The organism is Segatella copri (assembly GCF_009494395.1).
Taxonomy (GTDB): Bacteria; Bacteroidota; Bacteroidia; order Bacteroidales; family Bacteroidaceae; genus Prevotella.
In genome coordinates this window covers 190,734-215,877 of record NZ_VZCB01000052.1, presented here as the reverse complement: position 1 = coordinate 215,877, position 25,144 = coordinate 190,734, and the positions used below count along the sequence as shown (strand labels likewise).

At 47.2% G+C, this 25,144-nt stretch carries 15 protein-coding genes and 1 pseudogene; 5 read left to right on the top strand and 11 right to left on the bottom strand.

The window, feature by feature from the left end; all coding sequences use genetic code 11:
• Positions 1-75 precede the first annotated feature (75 nt).
• The gene (locus tag F7D73_RS06835) at positions 76-1,764 is read left to right on the top strand and encodes a transposase (protein WP_153123328.1); all 1,689 of its coding nucleotides are present in this window, start codon (positions 76-78) and stop codon (positions 1,762-1,764) included.
• 411 nt (positions 1,765-2,175) lie between these two features.
• Here F7D73_RS06835 and F7D73_RS06830 read toward each other — a convergent pair whose 3' ends face one another.
• From F7D73_RS06830 to F7D73_RS06795, 8 genes are all read right to left on the bottom strand, one after another.
• The gene (locus tag F7D73_RS06830) at positions 2,176-5,433 is read right to left on the bottom strand and encodes a TonB-dependent receptor (protein WP_153123326.1); all 3,258 of its coding nucleotides are present in this window, start codon (positions 5,431-5,433) and stop codon (positions 2,176-2,178) included.
• 265 nt (positions 5,434-5,698) lie between these two features.
• Positions 5,699-9,025, bottom strand: coding sequence for a TonB-dependent receptor (locus tag F7D73_RS06825; protein ID WP_153123324.1), 3,327 nt, complete (start codon positions 9,023-9,025; stop codon positions 5,699-5,701).
• A 581-nt stretch (positions 9,026-9,606) separates the two neighbouring features.
• A complete protein-coding gene (locus tag F7D73_RS06820) occupies positions 9,607-10,806 on the bottom strand; it encodes an ABC transporter permease (protein ID WP_153123322.1) in 1,200 nt (399 codons plus the stop codon).
• A 36-nt stretch (positions 10,807-10,842) separates the two neighbouring features.
• Positions 10,843-11,487: an ATP-binding cassette domain-containing protein gene (locus F7D73_RS06815; RefSeq protein ID WP_217761184.1), complete on the bottom strand. Its 645-nt coding sequence runs from the start codon at positions 11,485-11,487 to the stop codon at positions 10,843-10,845.
• A gap of 74 nt (positions 11,488-11,561) precedes the next feature.
• Complete coding sequence (locus F7D73_RS06810; RefSeq protein WP_153123320.1) at positions 11,562-12,950, bottom strand: DUF4836 family protein; 1,389 nt, start codon at positions 12,948-12,950, stop codon at positions 11,562-11,564.
• 155 nt (positions 12,951-13,105) lie between these two features.
• Positions 13,106-13,906, bottom strand: coding sequence for a 16S rRNA (uracil(1498)-N(3))-methyltransferase (locus F7D73_RS06805; protein ID WP_153123318.1), 801 nt, complete (start codon positions 13,904-13,906; stop codon positions 13,106-13,108).
• Entirely contained in the window at positions 13,906-14,463 is a 558-nt protein-coding gene (locus F7D73_RS06800) for a UvrB/UvrC motif-containing protein (RefSeq protein ID WP_153123316.1), read from the bottom strand. Before F7D73_RS06800 ends, F7D73_RS06805 begins: the two co-directional genes overlap by 1 nt.
• Positions 14,464-15,762, bottom strand: a complete 1,299-nt coding sequence (locus tag F7D73_RS06795) for an MFS transporter (protein ID WP_153123314.1) — start codon at positions 15,760-15,762, stop codon at positions 14,464-14,466.
• A 211-nt stretch (positions 15,763-15,973) separates the two neighbouring features.
• On the opposite strand from F7D73_RS06795, the gene F7D73_RS06790 reads away from it, so the two are divergent.
• Together F7D73_RS06790 and F7D73_RS06785 are read left to right on the top strand one after the other, a co-directional pair.
• Positions 15,974-16,501, top strand: coding sequence for a chromate transporter (locus F7D73_RS06790; RefSeq protein WP_153123313.1), 528 nt, complete (start codon positions 15,974-15,976; stop codon positions 16,499-16,501).
• 149 nt (positions 16,502-16,650) lie between these two features.
• Complete coding sequence (locus F7D73_RS06785) at positions 16,651-17,223, top strand: chromate transporter (protein WP_153123311.1); 573 nt, start codon at positions 16,651-16,653, stop codon at positions 17,221-17,223.
• Positions 17,224-17,397: 174 nt separating this feature from the next.
• Here the strand turns inward: F7D73_RS06785 and F7D73_RS06780 are convergent, their stop codons facing one another.
• From F7D73_RS06780 to ppdK, 3 genes are all read right to left on the bottom strand, one after another.
• Complete coding sequence (locus tag F7D73_RS06780) at positions 17,398-18,045, bottom strand: DUF3256 family protein (protein ID WP_228117655.1); 648 nt, start codon at positions 18,043-18,045, stop codon at positions 17,398-17,400.
• 236 nt (positions 18,046-18,281) lie between these two features.
• On the bottom strand, positions 18,282-18,509 hold the full coding sequence (locus F7D73_RS06775) for a hypothetical protein (RefSeq protein WP_153123309.1): 228 nt from the start codon (positions 18,507-18,509) through the stop codon (positions 18,282-18,284).
• Between the two features lie 176 nt (positions 18,510-18,685).
• Positions 18,686-21,406, bottom strand: a complete 2,721-nt coding sequence (ppdK, locus tag F7D73_RS06770; RefSeq protein WP_153123307.1) for a pyruvate, phosphate dikinase — start codon at positions 21,404-21,406, stop codon at positions 18,686-18,688.
• A gap of 840 nt (positions 21,407-22,246) precedes the next feature.
• On the opposite strand from ppdK, the pseudogene rlmD reads away from it, so the two are divergent.
• Positions 22,247-23,695 (top strand): annotated as a pseudogene (rlmD, locus tag F7D73_RS06765) (23S rRNA (uracil(1939)-C(5))-methyltransferase RlmD); the annotation flags it as partial.
• A 214-nt stretch (positions 23,696-23,909) separates the two neighbouring features.
• A complete protein-coding gene (locus F7D73_RS06760) occupies positions 23,910-25,097 on the top strand; it encodes a porin (RefSeq protein WP_153123306.1) in 1,188 nt (395 codons plus the stop codon).
• Positions 25,098-25,144 lie beyond the last annotated feature (47 nt).

Below are 25,144 nucleotides of genomic sequence, written 5' to 3'. Positions count from 1 at the left end.
TCATTCAAGTTTTTTATATTACTTGCTTATAATTCGAAAATTTTATATAAATTTGTAGTAATAAACAAGAAAGATATGGCATATAAAAAAGGTCAAGATAGACGACAGAGGGTTCTTTTCCCTGATTGCATTGACGAGTATGTAGAGGCTGACGCCCCTGTTCGCTTGTTCGATGCTTTTGTCGATAATCTCAAAATGGATGAACTGGGATTCGTCCGCAGTACTCCTGCAGAGACAGGTACTCCTGGATATGATCCTCGCGATCTCCTCAAACTCTATATTTATGGTTACTTCTATCAGGTACGTTCCTCTCGTAAACTTGCTCGTGAGTGCAAGTGTAACGTAGAGGTAATGTGGCTGCTCAACAAGCTGACTCCAGACTTTCGTACAATCTCCGATTTCCGCAAGGACAACAAGAAGGCTATTACTAAAGTTTTTAAAGAGTTCAACAAGTTTTGCATGGGACTGAAGCTCTTTTCCAAGTCGTACATCTCTATTGATGGAAGCAAGTTTAAGGCTGTAAATGCTAAGGACAACAACCTTACTCTAAGCAAACTCGATGACCGAATCAAGCGTCTTGATGAACATATTTCAATCTATATGGAAGAACTTGATGCATACGATCATGAGGAAGGACGCAGGCTCTCCAAAGATGAATTGCAACGTAAGCTTGATATTTGCAAGGAGCGCAAGGAACGTTATGAAGGATACCGTGATACACTTGAGAAAAGCGGTGAAAGCCAGATTTCCTTAACCGATCCTGATTCCCGACTAATGAAAGCCAACGAAGGCTTTTGTGTCGGTTATAATGTGCAAACAGCTGTTGATGCGGAGAGCCATCTGATAGCAGGCTTCCAGGTAAGCAACAGTCCAACAGACCATGGTCAGCTTACAAGCGTAGCATCTGAGGTGAAAGCCGATTATGGTGTTGACGTTCTAGAATCTACTGCAGACAAGGGGTACGAGTGTCCAGAGGATCATGCAGATGCATTGGCTAATGGTATCGTACCAAATGTCATCCAACGTGATGGCTGCTGCACAGAGCAGATTCAGTTTGACTATAACGAAGCTACCATAACTGACGAACAAAAGTCAAGTACTAATCCAGAAGATTTGAAGGCATGTCTTGAAGCTGCAGTCATACCGGAAGCCTACAAGGATTTTTTAACCGATGCACAGATTGTAGAGGTCAAGGAGTACACTTCTGATGTAGTAGAGTCTGCTGTACTGAAGATGACTCCCGAGCAGATGCGTGCCAAGGCTCTTGAAGGATACTTCGTGAGGGATGCCGAACGCAATCTTGTCTATTGTCCGCAAGGAGAAATCCTGAGGCAAAAGTCTATCAAAAGAAACGGTATGATCCGCTACTGCAACAAGCTTGCATGTAAAAAATGCAAGTGCAAGTGTACCATCCAGAAATTTAAGGAGGCAGACTTCAACAAAGACACCTTGATAAAGGCAACTGAAGCAAAACGCAAGCAACTCAAAGAAGAGAATAAAGACAAGCCAAAACCTCCAAGAATGAAGGTTGTGAAGAAGGTTGTCCGTTACGTTTTGCATCTAGACCAGAACAAGATGGACAATCGCAAATGCCTCTCCGAGCATCCTTTCGGAACCATGAAGCGAGCACTTGGGCAATACTACTTTTTACTGAAAGGCAAACTGAAAGTAACTGCTGAGATGGGCCTCTTTTGCCTATCTTATAACCTTCGTCGTGCCATATCTCTCAAAGGTGTACCTGCTTTGATTGCTTCTCTTAGATAATGACCTGTAGGGAATCATATACCATCAAAAACACGCTCTATTAGTGTTCATATCGGCCTTTTTAAGCCCTTATGACGAATTATTAAACATAAAACAAAATTTTAAGATGAAAAAATATATGCCCTTAGAGGGGCTTAGGTGGAGTCGTGATAGCGGTTCTACCCTATGTGACACACCCCAAAACGGCCGTTCTCGGACGGGCTGGGGGGGGATAATTTGGTTAAAATGTGTGAACAACAACATTTTATACTAAAAAATCCACAATTTGGCAACATTTTGTACCCTTAGAAGGCGATAATTTTAATATTTATTGTTCTTTTAGGGCGTAAAGCAACTTATATTAACGAAAAGCCCTAGTATCGCATTTGGCGACACTAGGGACTCTATAGAATTTGAATAAAATGGCAGAGATTAGAAGGTGTACTTCAAACCTACCTGACCACGCCAACGGCTGTAGTAATCGCTATAGCTCTTGTAGGCATAAGCACCGGTGAACTGGTAAACACCACCACCCTGATAGTTGACTGGTGAATAATAGGTACCGAAACCGTCACCGTAGGTATGACCCCAGTCCTTGTTCAGGAGGTTGCCCACATTGAGGATATCGAAGGTCAGCTCGATGGAATTGATCTGACCAGCCACCTTGAAGCTGAACTTCTGACCGAAGTGAACATCGAAGTGATGCTCGAAAGCCAGATTGTCAGCATAACGCTCGTAGTATTCTCCACGATGCTTGCTGAGGTAAGAATCCTCTGCAATCCACTTCTTCAGCATCTCGCGCTGCATCTCCTCGGTAAGCTTGTCGCCATGATTGTCGCCAAACATACGGTTGGTGAAGGTATTCTTGTTGTACTTGGTCTCCTCGAAACGCATCTTGTCAATCTGTGCATCGGTTGGGATGTAGAACAGGTCATTACCCTTAGATCCGTCTTCGTTTACGTCTCCATAATAATAATAGGTATAAGGAGAACCGCTCTTACCCTGGTAGATGACACCGAGAGTAGTCTGCCACTGCTTCTGATGACCGTACTTGATGTGGTAGTAAGCAGAAGCCTGGATGCGATGAGGCACATTGTAGGCAGAGTTGCCCACCTCCAAATCGTTGCAGTCACGATGAGTATATTGATAGGTCCAGTTACTCTTTGCTACAGAAGAACCACCGTTGGCAGCACTGCGTGAACGGGTCCAGGTATAGCTTGCCATCAAGTCGAGACCGAAGTTGAAATGCTTCTCAGCCTTGAGCGAGAGGTTTACGGTATAACCCTTGGATGTATTTCCGAGGGCATAGACACCTGCGATAGGAGTACCCTTTACCACACTCTGATAGAGCGGACGGTTGTCCCACTCATATCCGTACTTCTGGGAGAAGGTCTGACCACTCTGCTCCTGAGCGAGATTCTTATAGAGGATATCGTTCAAAGTCTTGGAGTAGATAGCCTCAGCAGTCCAGTCGATACCCAAAGCCTCGAAGTCGAAACCGAGGTTGAGACGGAGGTTCTGAGCGAACTTGAAGTTCTTGTCGCATACAGCCACATCCTGGTTGCCGGCACTTGCCTTCATCTTGTCGGCATTGGCATTCTGCTTGTTAGGATCGAGGATCAGCTCCAATCCCTTGACGGTAGAGTTGTTGCTATCGTAAGAAGAGAGCTGCAGACCTGTACCCGAGTAGTTGTTGCTTACCCAAACGAATGGGATTCTACCGGTAAAGACACCCGCTCCACCACGGAGGATATACTTGCGGTCGTTGTTGATGTTCCAGCGGAAACCTACACGAGGCGAGAGCATTGGCGAGAAGCTGAGCTTATCATTGGTCTTCAATCCCCACCCCATCTTCTCTGACAAGGCGTTGAACTCCGGATTCTCCACTGGAGTATCAAAGAATACAGGAATGTCCAGACGCAGACCGTAGGTCAGGGTGAAGTTGTTGCTTGCATTCCACTTATCCTGTGCATAGAAACCGAACTGACCAGATGAGAACTCTGAAGCCCAGTTAGGGTCGCCGGTAACATCAGTGTTAGCCTGACCATAACGGTACTGGTTCATGTAAGCCTTGTTAGGATCCAGTTTATCTGCCATATAGTCATCGTAATAAGCCTTGAAGTTATCAAATCCCTTGAAGGTATAGGAACCAAACTTATCCGAGATGAACATATTCTTGAAATGGTAGAACTCGTTGTGGGTACCGAAGATGAAGGTATGGTTGCCACGGAGCCATGTCAGGTTGTCCTCAATGGTCCAGATGTCCTGGTTCAGGTAGTTAGCCTGGGAGTTTCGCTCAGTACCGATGTTGACAGTACCGCTACCAACGCCCGTGATGGAAATCATCGGGAGATGAGCCTTGATGTCACGGCTATCGCGCACTCTTACGAAGCTGACACGTGCCTCATTGCTCACACTTGGAGAGAATCGGCTCTGAAGCTCAGCGATGAAGGAGTTGGTATTGCTCTTGAACGGATAGCTGTAGCCGTAGGAGTTCAAGCTGCTGGCACTGCCGCCACCACTCAACTGTTCAGCCTTGACGAGACTCCAGCGGATGGCAAACTTATTGAACTCGTTGATGTTCCAGTCGAGTTTCAGTCCAGCCTTATCGCTCTTGGTGTAGATATCCTGGTTACTGTAGTAATCATTGAAGTTGACTCCCTGCTTCTCAGCTATATTCTGGAGCATGGTCAGAATATCCTTTGCCTGCTCGGTATTCACCTTGGAATTGCCGGAGTCTACACCATAGAGATTAGGATATTCCTTGTTGGTGCGCTCATAGTTAGCGAAGAAGAAGAGCTTATTCTTGATGATTGGTCCTCCGAGGGTGACACCCATGTTATACTGAGTCTGCTTCTGATACTTTGGCGCATAACCCGTGCCATCGAGGTAAGGATACTTGGTACCGATGAGGTCCTGGTTGTAGCCATAGTAGTAAGCCGAACCATGGAACTGGTTGGTACCGCTCTTGGTGATGGCGTTGATGGCACCTCCGGTGAATCCGCTCTGGCGCACATCGAAAGGAGCCACGGAAACCTGAATCTGCTCAATAGTCTCCATAGATACCGGCTGAGCACCTGCCTGACCGCCGTTGTTACCGCTGGATGCCAAACCGAAGACGTCATTGTTTGCCGCACCGTCAATCATGAAGTTGTTGTATCGGTTGTTGACACCGGCGAACGACATGTTTCCGGAATTGGTAACGGTGAGCTGCGGGTTCAATCGAGCCACGTCAGCGATACCGTGAGTAATGCTAGGCATGTTGTTAATCTGCTCTGCCGTCATACTGGTAGCAGCACCTGTGCGGGAAGCAGCAAGACCCGCCTTGCCGGAAACCACCACTTCCTGAAGCTGGTGGGCATCCTCCTGGAGCGAGCATGAGATATTCTCTGTTTCACCAAGGCTCAGGTTGAGGTTTTTGATTACCTTGTCCTTGTAGCCGATATAGGAGATGTCTACCTTGTAAGGACCGCCTGGTCGCATACCCTGGATGGTATATCGTCCATCGATATTAGTAACGGCACGATATACGGTACCGGAAGGTTGGTGAGTAGCAGTAACAGTAGCTCCGATGACATTTTCGCCATCAGAAGTAATCTTACCGCTGATTCCAGAGGTAGTAATCTGTGCCATGGCAGCGTTCACCGTCAGGATGAACAAAGCCAGAAGTAAATGCAATCTTTTCAGCATATTTCTTTAGATTATTTCGTTAATAATTTAGGTTTCACCCCGCCAATAGGCAAGTTTTTCACCCATTTTATACAATATGGTGCAAATATAGCTAAAATATTTGAAATAACAAGAAATTAGCGTGAGAAAAACGTGTTACAAATAAAAAACATCAGTAAGTATGGAGAAAAGGGACAAAAAGAAAGCGCCCTGAAAGCAAAAGCATTCTATATACAATGCTTTCCCTTTCAGGGCGCTTATTGATGATTCGTATTCTAAATCTCTATTAGTTGAAGATGTAACGGATAGAGAACTGGATAGAATAGGTAGAATTGAAGCTTGTGTAGTTGGTGTATGTCTTTGACAATACATCCTTACCGTTCTTCTGGAACTGGAATGAACCAGCAGCACCATTCTTGCCAGCTGTATACTTCAACAACTTGGTGTTGTTAACTGTCTTGTAGAGACCCCAGCTGTTGTTCAACAGGTTAGCGAGGTTCTTGATGTCAACACCAAACTGGAGAGTGTTCTTCTGACCAGCTACGTTGAGGTAGAAGTTCTGGTTGAACTTGAAGTCCAACTGATGATGCCAAGGCATTACAGCACCACCACGCTCAGCATACTCACCCTTGTGATTCTTCAGATAATCATCCTGGTTGATGTAAGCCCAGAAGTCATCCTTCTGCTGCTCAGCAGTATATTTACCATTGTCCTTGAAGTTCCACTTATCCAAAGCCTCGCGAGAAGCTGGGATGTAAACCAAACCGTTAGAACCGTAGTCGTTAACTACATTGCCAGTCAACTGGTAAGTGTAACGTGTGCAGCTGTAACCATCAGCATAACCCATGTTCATACCCTCGTAAATCAAACCAACCTCAGAACCGAAGTTCTTGCCGTAGTCCTTCTTGTAAGAAGCAGAGATGAGCAAGCGGTTAGGAGCTACGTATGTACCATAACCCAACTCCATATCGTTGTTACCGTTTACAGAGTAACGGTTGTTGTAGTATGCAGAAGAAACCTGGTCGCCCACACCATCACCGTAAGACTTAGCCTTAGAGTAGGTGTAAGAAGCAGAGAGGTTCAAACCGAATGCAAACTTCTTAGCCAAAGATGCAGTGATTGAGTAGTAGTATGCCTTATGACCAGCATTTGTGATCATGTAAGGGTTGCTGTATGAGTTGCGTGAATACCACTTACGCTTGTCACCAGGAGCCAGCTCTGTGTATGACTTACCATCCCAGTAGCGGTCGAGGTTGATAACAGTAGCAGGATTGAACTCACGGCTATAGATACCCTCCAAAGAGAAGTCGATATCGTATGGCAACTTGGCATCCAAAGCCAAAGAAGTCTTCCATGTAGCGTTCATCTTCAAGTCCTTATCGATAATGGTAGGAGTAGAAGGCGCAGCTGCATCCTCACGGTTCACAGCCAAGCCCTGCTGCTTCAATACATTTACCTGCTCATCACGGCTAGCATAGAACTTATCCATCAAATACTTAGCACCCTTGTCGGATGGAGTATTATAATAATAGGTGTACTGACCACAACCAGCGTTACCTACTGCAGATACGAGCCATACGAATGGCAGACGGCCGATGAAGTAACCTGTACCACCACGGAGAACCAACTTGTGGTTGCCGAGGATATCCCAGTTGAAACCTACACGAGGAGAAACTGTCAATGGAGCATCAGGGAGCTGATCGGTAGAATACTGAGACTCAACGCCAGCATCGTTCTTCCACTTCATGGCAGCGAAAGCCTTGTTATAGTTGTTCTCCAACTCTGGGTAGATAGGCAACTCGAAACGCAAACCAGCTGTCAGGCGGAAACGGTCAGAGAAGTTAACCTGATCCTGAACGTAAGCAGAGAACTGGTTGTACTTCATGGTAGCCTTGAACTGACCAGAACCGTCCATTGGGAAGGTAACGCCATAGCTTCTAGGAGCCTTGCCGTTCATGAAGTCGTCCATAGACTCGAATACATAGTAACCGGCAGAAGCTGCACCGAAGCCGTTGGTAGCCTTGTTGGTCTCAAACTGGAGACCAGCGGTGAAGTTCTGGATACCCATAGACCATGTAGCCTCATCAGTAGCAACGAAAGTCTTCACCTGACGGAGGTTACCCTCAGTAAATGGATCAGGACCGAATCCCATATAGTAAGAACCATTCTTCAGAATATCTACTGTTGGGAACATACCGCCCACATAAGTACGTGGCTCATCCTGATAAGAGTAAGTAGCACGGAGAACATTGTTTACACCACCCCACTTAGAGTTCCACTCAGCAGCGAAAGAGGTAAAGTTCTTCTCCTGATAATAGCGTGCACTCTCGAAGTAGAGACCAGCGTTAGCTGTACGACCAGACAGAGACTTACCACCAGTAGCATCCTCACCACCAGGATAGATGACAGAATCCTTGAATGGAGTGGTTGAGCTAGATGGATTTGAAGAATCCTTATCATGGCTCTTAGAGAAACGGATATTCAACTTGTTGTTCTCGTTGATGTTCCAGTCGATACGAGCCAGGAACTTGTATGATGGAGTATCGAGAGAGTATCCCTGATAGCGACCTGGGTTGTAACCATAGTTCTTGCTGAGGAAGCTGAGCATATTGTCCATATCGCTCTGCAATGGGCGGTGAACGGTACCAGATGCTGGAGACCACTTATCGCTTTCGCTGAGACGAGCTGTACCAGAAGGACCAGCAGAGATGTTGCTCTGATACTCACCGTTGGCGAAGAAGAACAACTTATCCTTGATGATAGGACCACCGAAGCTGGCACCCCATGTAGTAGCATGAGACTGGAGGCGGTTCAACTCATAATCGCTTACCTTGTTACCACGCAAGTGAGAGTTGGTAGTGTACATATAAGCTGTACCCTTGAAATCATTGGTACCACTCTTGGTTACGGCGCTGATAGCACCACCTGTAAATCCGCTCAAACGAACATCGTAAGGAGAAGAAGATACAGAAATCTGATCCAAAGCATCGAGAGAGATTGGAGATCCGTTGCCAGGGAGGTTACCACCAATACCGAAGGCGTTGTTGAACGCAGCACCATCGACAGTAACGTAAGACTGACGGTAGTTACCACCACCAACAGAAAATCCGCTACCTACATTAGCACCCTGAGGAGTCAACTTCAAGAGGTCGTTCATGCTACGTGATACGGTAGGAACCGCCTCAATCTGATCAGCGTTGATACTTGTTGTAGCACCAGCGCGGTCAGTACGCATGTTGTTGTTGCGATCTGCAGTAACAACAACATCCTGCAACATCTCTGCGTTTTCAGAGAGACTTTCGTTCAGAATGGTGTTCTGACCGAGAGAGAGATTAAAATTCTTAACTTCCTTAGTCTTGTAACCTACATAAGAAACTTCCAAGACATAAGGACCACCTGGGCGCATACCCTGAATAGAATAACGACCATCAATGTTGGTCACTGCGCGATAGACTGTACCAGAAGGTTGGTGAACAGCCTTGATAGTTGCACCAATGATGTCCTCACCATTGGCAGTCACTTTACCACTAATGCCAGATGTAGTAATCTGCGCCATAGCGGTTGAAACCATAAAGGCCAGCAAAGCCACTAATAAATGCAATCTTTTCTGCATACCTTTTTTTATAAAATTAATTAATAATACGGGGAAATAGCCCCCAAATATCTATTACGGGTGCAAAATTAAACAAAAAATTCGATATAAGTGTTACAACTGCATGAAAAATTGTGTTTTATAACATAAAAAAAATCTGCGTTAAGGAAATAACGCAGATTTTCTTTAAATTATTATTTATAACGGGGGTTTGGTTATAATTTTTCGAGGGGCTCGAGGCGAGGGCTGCCTCGGGGGACTGACCTTCTATACCAGGCGATGGAATCGCCTGGAACGGGGGCTAGGCTACCTGAGGGGGGGGGACCTGAAACGGACCAGAAGAGGACCTGAAGAGGACCTGAGGAGGGCCTGGAGAGGACCTGAAGAGGGCCTGAAGAGGGCCTGAAGAGGGCCTGAAGAGGACCTGAAGAGGACCTGAAGAGGACCTGAAGAGGACCTGAAGAGGACCTGAAGAGGGCCTGAAGAGGACCTGAGGAGGGACCTGAAGAGGACCTGAGGAGGACTTGAGGAGGACCTGAGGAGGAACCTGAAGAGGACCTGAGGAGGGACCTGAAGAGGACCTGAGGAGGGGCGGGCTGCCCCTACTCCTTTCTCTGCCAGATGCTCATTACCTTGCGACGGATGGCGAGGATGTTCAGGATAGAGACTATCAGGAACAAAAGCATGCCTAAGCAGACGGCTGGGAGCATGGTACCTTCTTCGATGTCAGGGAAGATTGCCTCGATAAACTCCATGTAGTAGCCACGGACGAAGAAGAGGATGACCCAGGCGATGATGAGCACCACCAGGTTGAGCGACATGGTGAGCACCTGATATGGTTTCGCCACATTGGCAGGACTATAGCCAATCAACAGCAGGTTCTCCAACTTGGATGAGTTCTTCTGTACCAGCAGATAGATGCTGAGCATCAGAATGTAGAAACTCAGGATGGAGATGACCAGTCCGATAATCATTACCATGGATACCATCATGCGAAGGAAATAGGTGGTCTTTTCGGCATCAAGCTTGTCGGTTTCCACCTCATATCCGTTATCATCCAGGTATTTGGTGATGTTCTCGTCTCCCGGATTGCCTACCTCTACGATGAGGCGGTTAGGATCGCTCTTCTGGTTTGGAGCAAACTCCTGGTTACTCCAGTCCATAAATGCCTGTGGCACGAGGATGGTGTTGAGACGGGAAGAGAATCCGATGACCTTTCCCTTGAACTGCTCCTTCTTGCCGGCTGCCTGAATCTGGATATTGAAATCGATCATTCCCATCAGTCCATCGCTGATTTTCGGGAGCGAATGACTCTGGGCGAATCCGAAGTTATACATATTAATATAGGTACGCGGGAGGATGATTGGCACTTCCTTGGCTCCTGGCGTATACTTCCAGTCCTTGAGCGGCACATCGACGAAGCCGTCGGGCACGCTCTCAAAGAAGAGTTCGCTGTTCAGTACATTCACGCCGTTGACGCCCATCTGGGCATCTACCTTATATTCCGTAGAGGTGAACTTTCCCACCTTCTTCACGAACTTCTGGTCTCTGACATCATCTATCTCAGCACCCGTGAAGGTATTGGAGCGGCCGCTGATGGTATTTCCCATACCTATCTTCTTGCTCATGATGAGATAGTCGGCTTTCATGAAACTGTCTTCCTGTGTGAAGACAGGCAGCACGTCCTTATAAAACTGGAAGCCGAAAAGGACGATGAGCATACCGAAGAGATTGGCAAAGGCGAAACCTGCAAACTGCGGTATACTGATATGCTGACGAAGTAATTTCCAAACTAAATTCATTTTTGAATTGTTGAATGTTAAGTGTTGAATGATAAATTACAACTTAAAAGTGTGCTCGTAAGGCAAGTCCATGTGCTTACCTATACTGGTAACGATGACACCAGCCCCCTGCTCCTTGGCTTCCGCCATCATGATTTCCGCCATGATACGGGAGTTGTTGTCGTCGAGGTGACTGATAGGTTCATCGGCAAGGATGAAGTCGAAAGGCTGACAGAGCGCTCGCATCATCGCCACACGCTGCTGCTGTCCGAACGACATTCTTCCAATCTTTGCATCCACCTTGTCGGCGATACCGAGCATATCAAACCATTTCAAGATCTGTTCACGGCTCTTGAATCCGGTAATCTTGTTCTTGATTTCTACATTCTCCAGAGCGGTAAGCTCCGGGAAGAGACGAAGTTCCTGAAAGAGGTGGCTGATATGACGCTTTCTCATTTCCACCCAATCCTTAACCTTATAATTAGCGGTAACATCCTTGTCGAACATCACGCTTCCGCTGTAGTCGTGACGATAGCCGAGCACATAGCTGCAGAAAGTACTCTTTCCGCTGCCACTCTCTGCCTCGATAAGATAAAGATGCCCTTTCTCGAAGGTGACATCCTGCTTCCATATCTCCGAATCCAGGTCATTGCGCTGGGCGAAGACCTGTGGGAGAACGGAATGAAGCTGAATCTTTTCCACGTTATATTATTTAATGTATAATTATTAATGTTTAATTGCAGGAACAACCTTACATTTAAACCCTTTTTGCCCTTTTACTTCAAGGTATAGACCACGGAAGTAAGGTTGCCGAATACTGGAGACAGCAGACCGGTTACGGTAGAGATGGCATCATCCTTACCCGAACCGTTACCATCGGAACTCTTGGCGAGATTGATGACCATCGCCAGCTTCTGCCCCACGATGAGCTTCTGAATCTTGGCATCTATCGGATGATTGCTTGGCTTCACGGCATACTGGGCAGTGAGTTCATCGCTTCCGCTGTAGAACTGCTTGTCATCGGTTACGCCGAAGTAGAAAGACATCTTTCCATCGGTATAGAAATAAGCATTCTTAGCCCAGTTGGCAATCTTTGCTCCCGGAGGACATGATTTCTTCCAGTAATCCACATCGCCCAACCACTTGCTGTGAGCCAGTTTAGCCGCCATCATGATCTTGAGGTCGGCATCTCCCAAGGTTGGCATCACGATGGTCATATCTCCATCCACACTACGGATGATATTGTCCATATCCACCGCCTGATTAATACCCATGAGGAGGGTCTGCAGACTGCTGTTACTCTGCATCATAGGCAGGAACTGCTCGCCCTTTACGTTCATGAAGATGCCAGCCAGAGCATCTCCCGGCATCGACTTGACGTAGGCTCCCTTGATAGGACGATAGGTTTGAGCCGCCTTCTTCAAGGCAGCGTCAATGGTTTTATTGAAAGAGAAAGTTTCTCCGTGAATCTGCAAGATACCGTCCTTGACGTTCATCTCGGCAGCAATCACCACCTGGGAAGGGTCGGTATCCTTAGGTGCACCGAGGGTGAACGGAGCGATGAACTTTTCCGGCAAAGCCTGAGCCTGAGCCACCATCGCCATTGGAGACGTGATGGTCTGCAAGCGCTCGAACAAAGGAGAAACGGTGATGCCCTCCTCCTCTTCAGCCTTGAGATATCTTACCATCTGCTGCTGGAGCTGAGCCTGTGCATCAGCCACTACCGGTCCCATGACGAGGAGCGCCTGGTCAGAAAAGCCCACGAGCCATGAGTCCTTCAAGACGGCGAAATGGAAGCCCTTGCGTTCCTTTACTTCGGATGCGATATGCTGCTTGGCAAGCGAAGCGAGCCAGTCTTCCACATCACTCTCGCTGCTGACCTTGGCACAGAGCCCGAGGTTTCCGTCAGCACTCTCGAAGAGATACATTTTTTCTGTAATGTCGATACCGCACTTGTCTACATCCTCTACATGAAGGAGTGATTTGAGCATGCCCGCCTTGTCTTCCGCATGAATATCGGAAGCCATCTGCTGCATATCCACCGAAATAAGTGCAGTACTTTTCTTAGGAATGGCATTGAGATAGTCGCTGCCAGAACATGATGCGAGCATCCCGACAAGGCATGCCAAGCACATCATAACCAAATTCTTATACAATCTTTTCATCTCATTTAGATAAATATTTTAAAGCTTTTGCCCTTACAGGGCGCATTGCTGTTGCTTAATTAAACCCAGGGCGTTGCCCTGGGCTAGGAGCTTCTGCCCTTTACCTTTCCCTTCGGCCGGTGACCGTTGGTTCAGGGCGTATTGGATCAAACTGGCTATAATCTCCTTACGATATGCGCCATGTGAACCGCTACAAGGCCGGCGGTTTCGGTACGGAGGCGGCTGGTGCCCAGGGATACGCTCTCGTAGCCGTTCTCCAGGGCAAGGCGAACCTCATCGATGGAGAAATCGCCCTCCGGACCTACCAGCACCGTGATATCAGCTGCATCTGCAGTTGAAGATTCAGAAGCAGCAGTGGCTACATCTGCATTTGAAGATTCAGTAGCAGCAGGAGCATGAGCTTCATTCAGAATACCAGAAATCTCGGTAAAGAAGTCTTTCTTCTCTACCTCTTCGTAGCAATGACAGATAAACTTTCTGCCGGGACGAGGGGTCTGGATAAACTCCTTGAAGCTGACCAGCTCGTTCACCACCGGTTTCCACGCCTTATGACTCTGCTTGACGGCAGAAATCACAATCTTGTCAATTCTTGGCGTCTTCACCACCTTGCGCTCAGAAAACTGGCAGTTGAGGAACGAAAGTTCATCAAAACCGATTTCCGTGGCTTTCTCAGCCATCCATTCGATACGCTCCATCATCTTGGTTGGCGCAATCGCCAGATGGATATGTCCCTTCCAGGCACGCTGCTGCGGCATCTCTTCCTTGATTTCATAGAGACATCGCTTGCTGGATGCAGCAGTAACCTCAGCACGGAAAAAGGAGCCTTCTCCATCCATGAGGAATATCTCGTCCCCACCCTTCAGTCGCAGAACGCGCAGGGCATGGGTAGCTTCCTCGGCAGGCAGTTCCACCTGATTAGCCGCATCCGGCACATAGAAATATCTAACTTCCTTCATTATTTGTTCGCATTTTTCGTCTTTTCCTCACGGCGCTTGATTTCATCACGGATATAAGAAGCATCTTCATACTTCTCATCATCTACAGCTCTCTGCAAAGCCAGTTCCAGCAGTCGGTCTGGCAGGGTAAGGATAGGAATAGCCACACGCTGCATTCCTCCCTCGTAAGGAGTAGAGAAGTTCTTGATTACCTCTTCAGATGTCAGGATTTCATACCCATTCATCAAGGAAAGCAGGATGGCATCTTCTATCTGGAGCAGGTAAGACTGGTCGGTGTCAACATTCACCAGCTTCGTCTTCAGTCCCACTCCCTTGATGCCCAAGACCTCAATCTCATAACGAGCAGCGTCGTCTTCCTTGAGAATCTTCGCCAGCACATCAACGGCACCGATTCTCTCTTCATCCTTGTGCTGCTCATAATCCTTGATTTTCATCGCCACCTCCGGAATGGTGAGAATGGTAAGCACGCGGGTTTCTTCCTCATTGGTGAGGGCAATGACCCCGGCATCTACCGACTCAGCTATTGCAAAAGATCCTTTATATACTAACTTTACCATTTATTTTGTCTCCTTCTTAGGTCTGAACAAGATGGCGAAAGCAACTCCGACCAAAAGAGCATAACCTGCGAAGATAAACCAGCAGGTCTGCCAATCGCCCATTAAATACCCATTTTCCCAATGACAGTAATGATTGATTACCTGTCCGGCAAGAATGGTACCGATAGAGGCACCCAAACCGTTTGTCATCAGCATAAACAATCCCTGTGCCGAAGCTCTGACCTTAGGTTCGCACTTCTGGTCTACGAACAGACCACCCGACACATTGAAGAAATCGAAAGCCACACCGTATACGAGGCATGAGAGAATGAAGAGGACAACGCCAGGGAACGCCGGATTGCCCATTCCGAAGAAGCCGAAACGGAACACCCATGCAAACATGGCGATGAGCATCACGATCTTGATGCCATAACGCTTGAGGAAGTATGGAATCAGGAGGATGCAGAGCGCCTCAGCAATCTGAGAAATGGATACCAGAAGCGTAGCATTATTGGCAGCAAAGGTATCCAGCATGGCAGGATCGCCCTTGAAGCTGGTGATGAACGGTGTAGCATAACCGTTGGTCACCTGCAGGCTCATACCGAGCAGACATGAGAAGATAAAGAACAGCGCCATCTCACGGCTCTTGAAGAGCTTGAAGGCATCGAAGCCCCATGTCTCCACCCAGCTGCGCGCCTGCTTCTTCACCAGCTGGCACTGTGGCAAGCCGAAGCAGTAGAGGAAGAGTACGATACTCAGGATTCCCGATACGAGGAACTGGAGATGGGTATACTGGAACTTGTTGGCATTCTCTGAGAAGAGGAACAGGAAGGTTCCGTTATCCCAGGTGGCACAGTTGACAATCCACATGGTGACGATGAAACCTACGGTTCCAAAAACACGGATAGGCGGGAAGTCCTTGATGGTATCCCGTCCATGGTTCTTCAGAATAGTGAAAGCTGCGGTATTGGAAAGCGCCAGCGTAGGCATATAGAACGCCACGCTGAAGGTATAGACAGCCATGAAGAGCGCCTCATCAGGAGTGGCACTCGCCTGTCCCATCAGGAAAAGTCCTATCATCGACAGACCTGCCAGCAGATGACAGTATCCCAGAAGGCGTTGTGGCTGGATATACTTATCCGCTACAATACCCATCAATGTAGGCATGAAGATGGAGACTATACCCTGAATGGTATAGAACCAGGAGATTTCTGCACCCATTCCGGCCTTTCCGAGATAGTTGCCCATAGATGTAAGATAGGCTCCCCAAACAGCGAACTCCAAGAAGTTCATTATTGATAATCGTACTTTCAGATTCATATTCTTTTTTCTAATTTCTATTGGTATTAAGATTCTACTTGAACTGCTCAGAATGCAACCGTTTTTGGAATTGTTTTCTGCAGTTTATAGTGTGCAAAGATACATATTTTATCGAAAAGAGCGTAATTTTTTGCAGATTATCCGCCGGAAAGCTAGTTTATTTAACAAATAATGTGTAAATTTGCAGCCAAAAACAAAGAATCAATAGAAAATGTTATTAAAGTTTTTCCTTACGTGTAACAAGATTGGCGCCTTCACGCTGGGTGGAGGCTACGCCATGATTCCTATCATGGAGAGAGAATTCGTGGATAAGAACCGGTGGATGAACAAGGAGGAATTCATGGACATTATGGTAGTGGCTCAGGCTACTCCAGGCATCTTTGCCATTGATATGGCGAGTCATATCGGCTATAAGCTGAAGGGTGTATGGGGCGGCATCGTGGGTGCCATCGGCATCGCACTTCCTTCCATCATCGCCATTCTCATCATCGCCATGTTCTTCCAGCAGTTCAAGGACAATTACTGGGTGGCGAAGTTCTTTGCGGGTGCTCGTCCGGCTGTGGTAGCGCTGATTGCAGCTCCCTGCTTCAAGATGGCTAAGACTGCCAGCATCAACCGCTACAACATCTGGATTCCCTTCGTCTGCTGTGCGCTGATTGCTGTTTTCGGCATCTCGCCTATCTATATCATCATTGCTGCCGGCGTGCTTGGCTGGCTTTATGGAAAGGTAAAAAAGTAAAAAGGGTTCTGGCTGGGGAGTGAATCCTTTTCTGGGGAGGGAATCCTTTTCTGGGGAGGGAATCCGATGGAATCGGATTCAACGGAGGCTCAGAGGGGACATCATTCCAAGGTTCAACGCTCAAAGTTCAAAGTTCAAAGTTCAAAGTTATGTTGTTTCTGAAATTATTTCTTATATTTACCAAGATTGGTACATTTAATTTTGGTGGTGGATATGCGATGCTTTCGCTCATCCACAACGAGACGGTGGTGAAGAACCACTGGCTCTCTAATGCTGAGTTTACGGATATTGTGGCTATCAGCCAGTCTACTCCGGGTCCTATCGGCATCAACTGCGCCACCTACGTGGGTTATACCGCCTGTCTTCACGATGGTTACCCGGTCTGGGCAGCCTGGTTGGGTTCTGTCCTGGCTTCGCTTTCCATTATGTGGCTGCCCTTCATCATCATGATTCTCATCAGCCGCTATCTGATAACCCATAAGGATTCCAAGATAGTGAAGGATGTCTTTGCGGGGCTTCGTCCTGCCATCATCGGTCTGATAGCTGCAGCAGCCGTCCTGCTGATGAACAAGGAGAATTTCGGTTCACCACACGACAATCCATTTGCTTTCGGAGTAAGTGTAGCGCTGTTCATCGGTGCTTTCTACTTTACAAAGGTAAAGAAGACCAACCCGATATTGCTGCTTTTCATCTGTGGCATCATCGGATTATTCATCTTCTAAAGCCTTGCGGTCCTTAAGGGCAAAAAGCCTTTCCCATAGGCACAAAAAAAATTGATTGTCTCACGACAACCAATCTTTTATTAACCTTAATAATCTAATACCATGAAAAACACGTTGCAAAATTACTAATTTTATTGCAACAATTGGTATAAGATATGGAAAAACTTTCTATTTTTAACTCTCCTTAAAAGATTTCCCGCTCCAATTAAATTTTCTTTGCAATTTAATTGCGTTCACGAGTTTCTTGTCTTCTGTAGAGAGAAGGGGTAAAGAAAGGCGGACCACCACTGCATTTTCATGCTGCAGCAGCAAGGCGCTCACCATTCTCGGTTCAATCATCGCCTTCAACTCCTCAAAGCGTGATTCGCTCATCGTATCCGGTTTCTGAACCAGACTACCAGCCAGTTCCCTGATGCTCTTGCCATCGAAAAGACGACTTGCATCCAGGGCTTTCCAATCCTGGGTGAAAAGATGCAGTTCGCTCTCCTTCTCCGGTCCGGCGAAGGTCTTGACAACGCAGAGCACAGAGTCGCCCTGCTCCATCGGCAATTTCTTCATCTGAAGAGTAGAAGCCGAGCTCAAACGTATCTGCACGAAATCCTGGGCAAGCGTATCCATCACGCTCGCCTCCCCCAGCAGGTTCTTCACCTCTGCCTTCACGCCCATCTCCTGCAGCTCTGCAAATTCCAGTCGCAGGTTGCTGTTGAGAGCAGGCGTCATCGAATCCGGCATCGAAACCAGCAAGTCCTTCATCGACTTGGCTTCCATGCCCAGGCTTGCCATCATCAGGCAAGCGCATAATATATATTTTATCTTCTTCATCACTACAATTCCTTAGACCACTTCTTTCCCCAAGGGGTAAAGAGCCAAATCAAAAATGCTGTAGCCGGAACTAAGCATATTGCGAAAGTTAAAGCCAATGTATTCATTTTTGAAGCTTATATTTTTTTAGAGATTCTCTAAGAATTTCTTACCCCATTTTGTATGAAGCCAAAGCGCCATAGCCCCAGCAACGACTGTAATCGTCGCATAAATCATAATTAATCCTTCCATAACACTTATTTTTTTAATATTCTAAAACCCACATATGCAAGAATAGCAGTGGAAGCTAATCCAAAAGAAAGCAATCCCCAAAGCATCCCATCATCATACTTTTCTTTCATAACCATAGACAAGATACATCCTGCAACATTGGTTGTGAAATTAGCCTTTGCTAAATCATAAAAGAACTTACCAAGAGTCTCTCGGCTCGTTTTTTCTTTTTCCCTATCTTCCCTTGCAGTCATATTTCTCTATTTTCCGACAAAATTACGGAAAATAAATGTAATCTGCAAATGATTTAATACTTTTCTTCTGATTTTTAACCTAAAAGAAACGAAAAAGGAGGAAAGTGCTTCCTCTTGAAACACTTCCCTCCAAATTATCTAATCTATTAATCGTACTTATCTTCTTCAGAAAAGATTTACTCCTCTACAGCAGCCTGCGCCGCAGCCAAACGTGCGATAGGCACGCGGAATGGAGAGCATGAAGCATAATTCATGCCAACCTTAGCGCAGAACTTAACTGATGAAGGCTCACCACCGTGCTCACCGCAGATACCTGTGCGGAGGTTAGGACGGGTAGCACGACCATTCTCTACTGCCATCTTGATGAGCTGACCAACACCCTCCTGGTCGAGAACCTGGAATGGGTCAACCTTCAAGATCTTCTTCTCCATGTATGCAGGGAGGAAGGAAGCGATGTCGTCACGAGAGTAACCGAAGGTCATCTGTGTCAAGTCGTTAGTACCGAATGAGAAGTACTGAGCCTCCTCTGCAATCTGACCTGCTGTAAGGGCAGCACGTGGAATCTCAATCATTGTACCAATCTCGAACTCAACCTCAACGCCGTACTCAGCGAATACCTCCTTAGAAGTAGCGAGGATGATAGCCTTCTGCTGCTTGAGCTCCTGAACTGTACCGATGAGCGGAACCATGATTTCTGGGCATGGGTTGAAACCTTCCTTCTTCAACTCGCAAGCTGCACCGAGGATGGCGCGAGTCTGCATAGCTGTAATCTCTGGGAATGTGATACCGAGACGGCAACCACGATGACCGAGCATAGGGTTGTTCTCTGCCAGAGAGTTCACACGCTTCTTGATTTCCTCTACGCTTACGCCCATTTCCTTAGCCATAGTCTCCTGACCAGCCTTATCGTGTGGTACGAACTCGTGGAGAGGTGGGTCGAGCAAGCGGATGTTCACGTGGCAGCCATCCATAGCCTTCAAGATTCCGTAGAAGTCAGCCTTCTGATATGGGAGGAGCTTGGCAAGAGCCTTCTCGCGTCCCTCAACAGAGTCAGCCAGAATCATCTCACGCATAGCAACGATCTTCTGATCATCGAAGAACATGTGCTCTGTACGTGTCAAACCGATACCCTTGGCACCGAATGCACGAGCTACCTCAGCATCGTGTGGAGTATCTGCATTGGTACGGATCTCCATCTTTGTATACTTGTCGCAGAGATCCATCAGCTCCTTGAAGTCGCCTGAAAGCTCTGCAGCCTTTGTCTCAATCTGTCCTGCGTAAACCTGACCAGTAGTACCGTTCAGAGAGATGTAATCACCCTCCTTGTAAACTACGCCCTCAATCTCAACAGTCTTAGTCTTGTAGTCAACGTTGATAGAGCCAGCACCTGATACACAGCACTTACCCATACCACGAGCCACAACGGCAGCGTGAGAAGTCATACCACCACGAGCGGTAAGGATACCCTCAGCAGCCGACATACCAGCGAGGTCTTCAGGAGAAGTCTCGATACGAACCATGATGACCTTCTTGCCATCCTCGTGCCACACCTGAGCATCGTCAGCGTGGAATACGATCTGACCGCAGGCAGCACCTGGAGAAGCAGGGAGACCCTGAGTGATGACCTTAGCTCTAGAGAGCGCCAGCTTATCGAATACCGGGTGCAAAAGCTCATCGAGCTTCTGTGGCTCACAGCGGAGGATAGCAGTCTTCTCGTCGATCATACCCTCGTGGAGGAGGTCCATGGCAATCTTCACCATAGCGGTACCTGTACGCTTACCGTTACGTGTCTGGAGGAACCAGAGCTTACCTTCCTGTACGGTGAACTCCATGTCCTGCATATCGTGATAGTGGTGCTCCAGCTTATCCTGGAGAGCGTCGAGCTCCTTGTAAAGCTCAGGCATAGCCTCTTCCATAGAAGGATACTTAGCAACGCGCTCCTCCTCAGAGATGCCAGCACGCTCAGCCCAGCGCTGAGAACCGATCTTTGTAATCTGCTGTGGAGTACGGATACCAGCAACAACGTCCTCACCCTGTGCATTGATGAGATACTCACCGTTGAAGAGGTTCTCACCGTTACCTGCGTCACGAGAGAAGCAAACACCAGTAGCAGAAGTCTCGCCCATGTTACCGAATACCATTGCCATGACAGAAACAGCAGTACCCCACTCGTCAGGAATACCTTCCATCTTACGGTAGAGGATAGCGCGCTCGTTCATCCAAGAACGGAACACAGCGCAGATTGCGCCCCAAAGCTGATCGATAGGATTGGTAGGGAAATCCTGACCAGTCTGCTCCTTGATAGCAGCCTTGAAGAGTTCAACGAGCTTCTTGAGCGACTCTACAGAGAGGTCCTTGTCAAGAGTAACGCCCTGCTCTTCCTTCACCTTTTCGATGATAGCCTCGAATGGGTCGATATCTTCCTTGTTAACAGGCTTCAATCCCATAACGACGTCACCGTACATCTGTACGAAACGGCGATATGAATCGTATACGAAATGAGGATTACCGGTCTTCTTGACCAATCCCTCAGCAACTTCGTCATTCAAACCGAGGTTGAGGATAGTATCCATCATACCTGGCATAGAAGCGCGTGCACCAGAACGCACGGAAACGAGGAGAGGGTTCTCAACAGAACCGAACTTGCTGTTCATCAAAGCCTCTGTATGAGCCACAGCAGCCATTACTTCATCCTGAAGAAGTTCCTTGATTTTTTCCTCACCCACCTCATAGTATTCATTACATGTATCTGTTGTGATAGTGAAACCTGGAGGAACAGGTACACCAATAAGATTCATCTCAGCGAGGTTAGCACCCTTACCGCCAAGCACTTCACGCATCTTCGCATTTCCTTCGGCCTTTCCATTACCGAATGTATAAACTCTTTTTTCGTTCATATTTTATAGGTTCAAAAATATTATATTATTCTAGCTATTATCAATTCTTTGTTGATGATGCAAATATACGACATTATTTTGAAACCACCAAACTTTTATACTCTTTTTTGCTATCCCGAGATTACATTTTAAACTGTTGTCGCACACATGGGGATATTTTTAACAATCCACTACAAGGAAGCGGAAAAAGTAACAAAAATGTAAGATGGAAAAGTGATGCGAGGAGGATGAGAAAGCGATACGAGGAGGATGAGAAAGCGTGACGAGGGGGATGAAAATGCGTGGCGATGCAGGGATGGCTACGTCGGGACGCAGAAGAGATTACGTCGTCACGCAGTTGGCGCTACGTCGGGACGCAGTTTTAAAGGAAAAAGTAAAAGAATTGTGAGACGATAACAAAAGTTACAAAAGTAACAGGTAACTTCTGATATAAAAATGTGAATGTGAATGTGAATTTGAAATGTAAGCGAATAAAAAAGGGAATCATGTAATGATATAAGAATAAGATATTCCTTATATATTAGAATAAGATATTCCTTATATATTAAGGTACGCGCGAACATAAAAGAAATATATATATTATAATAAATATATACTATCCACTCATATTCTTCACTTACATTTCAAATTCACATTCACATTCACATTTTCACCCCTTTACAACCACAAAATATTACCTGTTACTTTTGTTACCGCCCCACAATCTTTTTACTTTTTTACCTTTTTACTTTTTTACCTTTAAACGCCTTTTACTTTTAAACGCAAATAATTCGGGACAACTCTTGCATTTCTCATAAAATTGCCGTATCTTTGCACCCATAAAAAAAACAAATTAGAATTATGGCAAGAAAACGTAAACCATTACCTCTTTTGGAGAACATCACCATCGAGGCTGTTGCAGCCGAGGGTAAGTGCATCACACGAGTAGACGACCAGGTCATCTTCGTTCCGTTCTGTGTGCCAGGTGATGTGGTAGATTTGCAGGTAGTCAAAAAGAAACATAAGTACTGCGAGGCGAAGGTGGTTGGCTTCATCAAAAAAAGCGACATCCGTCAGGAGCCTATGTGCGAGCACTTCGGCATCTGCGGCGGATGCAAATGGCAGAACCTGCCTTACGAGGAGCAGATCAAGGCGAAGCAGAAGCAGGTGGAAGACCAGCTTACCCGCATCGGCAAGATTGAACTCCCTGAGTTCCGCCCTATCATGGGCAGTGTGAAGACTCAGGAGTATCGCAACAAGATTGAGTTCGGATGCAGCAACAAGCGCTGGTTCACTGCCGAAGAACTCTCACAACTCCCTCAGAAAGAGGACGATACCGTATCATCACTCAAGGAGCGCCACGCCCAGAATGCCATCGGTTTCCATATCACCGGAGCCTTCGACAAGATTTATCCTATCAGGAAGTGCTGGCTGATGGACGACCTGTGCAACGAAATCCGCAACTTCGTCTTCGAATATGCTGATTCTCACGACTATACCTTCTACGATCTCCGTGAGCAGCACGGTTTGCTCCGCAACATGATGATCCGCAATTCGAACACCGGCGAGTGGATGCTCGTATTCCAGTTCCACTACGATGAGGAGGGCGATGAGCAGAAGGCATTGGAGCTGATGCAGCAGGTGGCTGACAAGTTCCCTCAGATTTCATCGCTCATGTACGTGGACAACCAGAAGGGCAACGATACCATCAACGACCTGGAACTCAGCCTCTTCAAGGGCAACGATCACATCTTCGAACTGATGGAGGACCTGAAGTTCAAGGTAGGTCCAAAGAGTTTCTACCAGACCAATACCGAGCAGGCTTACCACCTCTACTGTGTGGCACGCGAGTTTGCTAACCTTACCGGAGATGAGCTGGTTTACGACCTTTATACCGGCACCGGAACCATCGCCAACTTCGTGGCTCACAAGGCAAAGAAGGTCATCGGTATCGAATACGTGCCAGAGGCTATCGAGGATGCCAAGGTGAATTCCCAGGTGAACAACATCGAAAACACCCTCTTCTATGCAGGCGATATGAAGGATATCCTGACCAATGCTTTCATCGCCCAGCACGGTCGCCCGGACGTCATCATCACCGACCCACCACGTGCCGGAATGCACCCAGACGTAATAAACGTGATTCTGAACGCCGCACCAAAGCGCATCGTATACGTAAGCTGCAATCCAGCTACCCAGGCACGCGACCTGCAGCTGATGGACGACCACTACAAAGTGGCTGCTGTCCAGCCGGTTGACATGTTCCCTCATACTCCTCACGTAGAGAACGTTGTATTGCTCGAGAAGCGCAGCGATGCTGAAATCAAGCAGAAGAAGAAGGAGCGCAAAGAGCGTGAGAAGGCGATAGCAGAAGCCAAGGCTGCCAAGGAGGCTGAAAAGCTTGCATTGGAAGCTGCTAAAGCGGAAGACTTGACAGCAGAGGAGCTCGCGGCTAAGGCTGAAGACCTCACAGCAGAGGAACTTGCTGCAAAGAATTAAACCTAGAAAACAAAATAGAAATAAGATGAAAAAAGGTATCATCCTGGCGCTCATGGCTTTGACTGCGGTCTCTGCCAGCGCCCAAAAGAAGCAGACCATCGAATTGCCTTCATGGTTGAGCAACGTGAAATTGTCGGGTTATGGAATGACCCAGTATCAGTACAGCGGACAGAAAGATGCTGAATCCAACTCATTCAACATCCGTATGGCTCGTATCGCTCTCGAAGGTCGCATCGCTGGCGACTTCTACTGGAAGACTCAGATTCAGTTCAACGGCAACACCTCCAACCTGGGTTCAAGCCCGAGAATGGTGGATCTGTTTGCTGAATGGCAGAAATACGACTATTTCAAGGTGAAGATTGGTCAGTTCAAGAACCCATTCACCTTTGAGAATCCGATGCACCCTATCGACCAGGGCTTCATGGGATATTCCCAGAACGTGAGCAAGCTGGCAGGTTTCAGTGACCGTGCCGGAGAGCATGCATCCAACGGTCGTGACATCGGTTTGCAGCTTCAGGGTGATTTCCTCAAGAATGCCAACGGCAGAAACCTGCTGCATTATCAGGTGGGCGTATTCAACGGACAGGGGATCAACACCAAGGACGTTGATAATCAGAAGAATGTGATTGGTGGTGTATGGGTAATGCCAGTAAGCGGCATGCGCATCGGTGCCTTCGGATGGACCGGTTCTTATGCAAGAAAGGGAAATTGGACGGAAATAGTTACAGATTTGGTCTCTAGCCGACCAGATGCCACAAAAGAGATTACTCACACCAATGAGGTTCGCAAGCTTGCCCAGAACCGTTACGCCTTCTCTTTCGAATATAAGAAAGATGGCTGGACCGTACGTTCTGAGTACATCCACTCTACCGGCAAGGCTTTTGCCAAGAGCATCACCAACTTCAACGATGCCAACGCCAAGGATTGCAATCTGAATGCAAAAATCGGCGACAAGGCACAGGGTGTGTACGGATTGGTTATCGCTCCATTGGCTCAGCTGCCAAAGAACAGCCGTATCGACGTGAAGGCACGTTACGACATGTATCAGCCTAACGGCAAGAGCAACATGCAGAAGACCCAGTATGAGGCAGGTTTAAACTTCCACATCGGCAAGCGAATCTCTATCCTTACCGAGTATGCGCTTATCAACGACAAGACACTCGCAAAGCATAATTACTCCATGGCAGATGCCGAGGTTTGCTTCAGATTCTAAACAGACACAACCAAATACAATAAAGGCTCGCTTCTACATGGAAACGA

What these genes read in the sequence shown, in the direction of transcription:
- F7D73_RS06835 (WP_153123328.1), top strand. Translation starts at nt 76, where the DNA reads ATGGCATATAAAAAAGGTCAAGATAGACGACAGAGGGTTCTTTTCCCT.
- F7D73_RS06830 (WP_153123326.1), bottom strand. Translation starts at nt 5,433, where the DNA reads ATGCTGAAAAGATTGCATTTACTTCTGGCTTTGTTCATCCTGACGGTG.
- F7D73_RS06825 (WP_153123324.1), bottom strand. Translation starts at nt 9,025, where the DNA reads ATGCAGAAAAGATTGCATTTATTAGTGGCTTTGCTGGCCTTTATGGTT.
- F7D73_RS06820 (WP_153123322.1), bottom strand. Translation starts at nt 10,806, where the DNA reads ATGAATTTAGTTTGGAAATTACTTCGTCAGCATATCAGTATACCGCAG.
- F7D73_RS06810 (WP_153123320.1), bottom strand. Translation starts at nt 12,950, where the DNA reads ATGAAAAGATTGTATAAGAATTTGGTTATGATGTGCTTGGCATGCCTT.
- F7D73_RS06805 (WP_153123318.1), bottom strand. Translation starts at nt 13,906, where the DNA reads ATGAAGGAAGTTAGATATTTCTATGTGCCGGATGCGGCTAATCAGGTG.
- F7D73_RS06800 (WP_153123316.1), bottom strand. Translation starts at nt 14,463, where the DNA reads ATGGTAAAGTTAGTATATAAAGGATCTTTTGCAATAGCTGAGTCGGTA.
- F7D73_RS06795 (WP_153123314.1), bottom strand. Translation starts at nt 15,762, where the DNA reads ATGAATCTGAAAGTACGATTATCAATAATGAACTTCTTGGAGTTCGCT.
- F7D73_RS06790 (WP_153123313.1), top strand. Translation starts at nt 15,974, where the DNA reads ATGTTATTAAAGTTTTTCCTTACGTGTAACAAGATTGGCGCCTTCACG.
- F7D73_RS06785 (WP_153123311.1), top strand. Translation starts at nt 16,651, where the DNA reads ATGTTGTTTCTGAAATTATTTCTTATATTTACCAAGATTGGTACATTT.
- F7D73_RS06780 (WP_228117655.1), bottom strand. Translation starts at nt 18,045, where the DNA reads ATGAAGAAGATAAAATATATATTATGCGCTTGCCTGATGATGGCAAGC.
- F7D73_RS06775 (WP_153123309.1), bottom strand. Translation starts at nt 18,509, where the DNA reads ATGACTGCAAGGGAAGATAGGGAAAAAGAAAAAACGAGCCGAGAGACT.
- ppdK (WP_153123307.1), bottom strand. Translation starts at nt 21,406, where the DNA reads ATGAACGAAAAAAGAGTTTATACATTCGGTAATGGAAAGGCCGAAGGA.
- F7D73_RS06760 (WP_153123306.1), top strand. Translation starts at nt 23,910, where the DNA reads ATGAAAAAAGGTATCATCCTGGCGCTCATGGCTTTGACTGCGGTCTCT.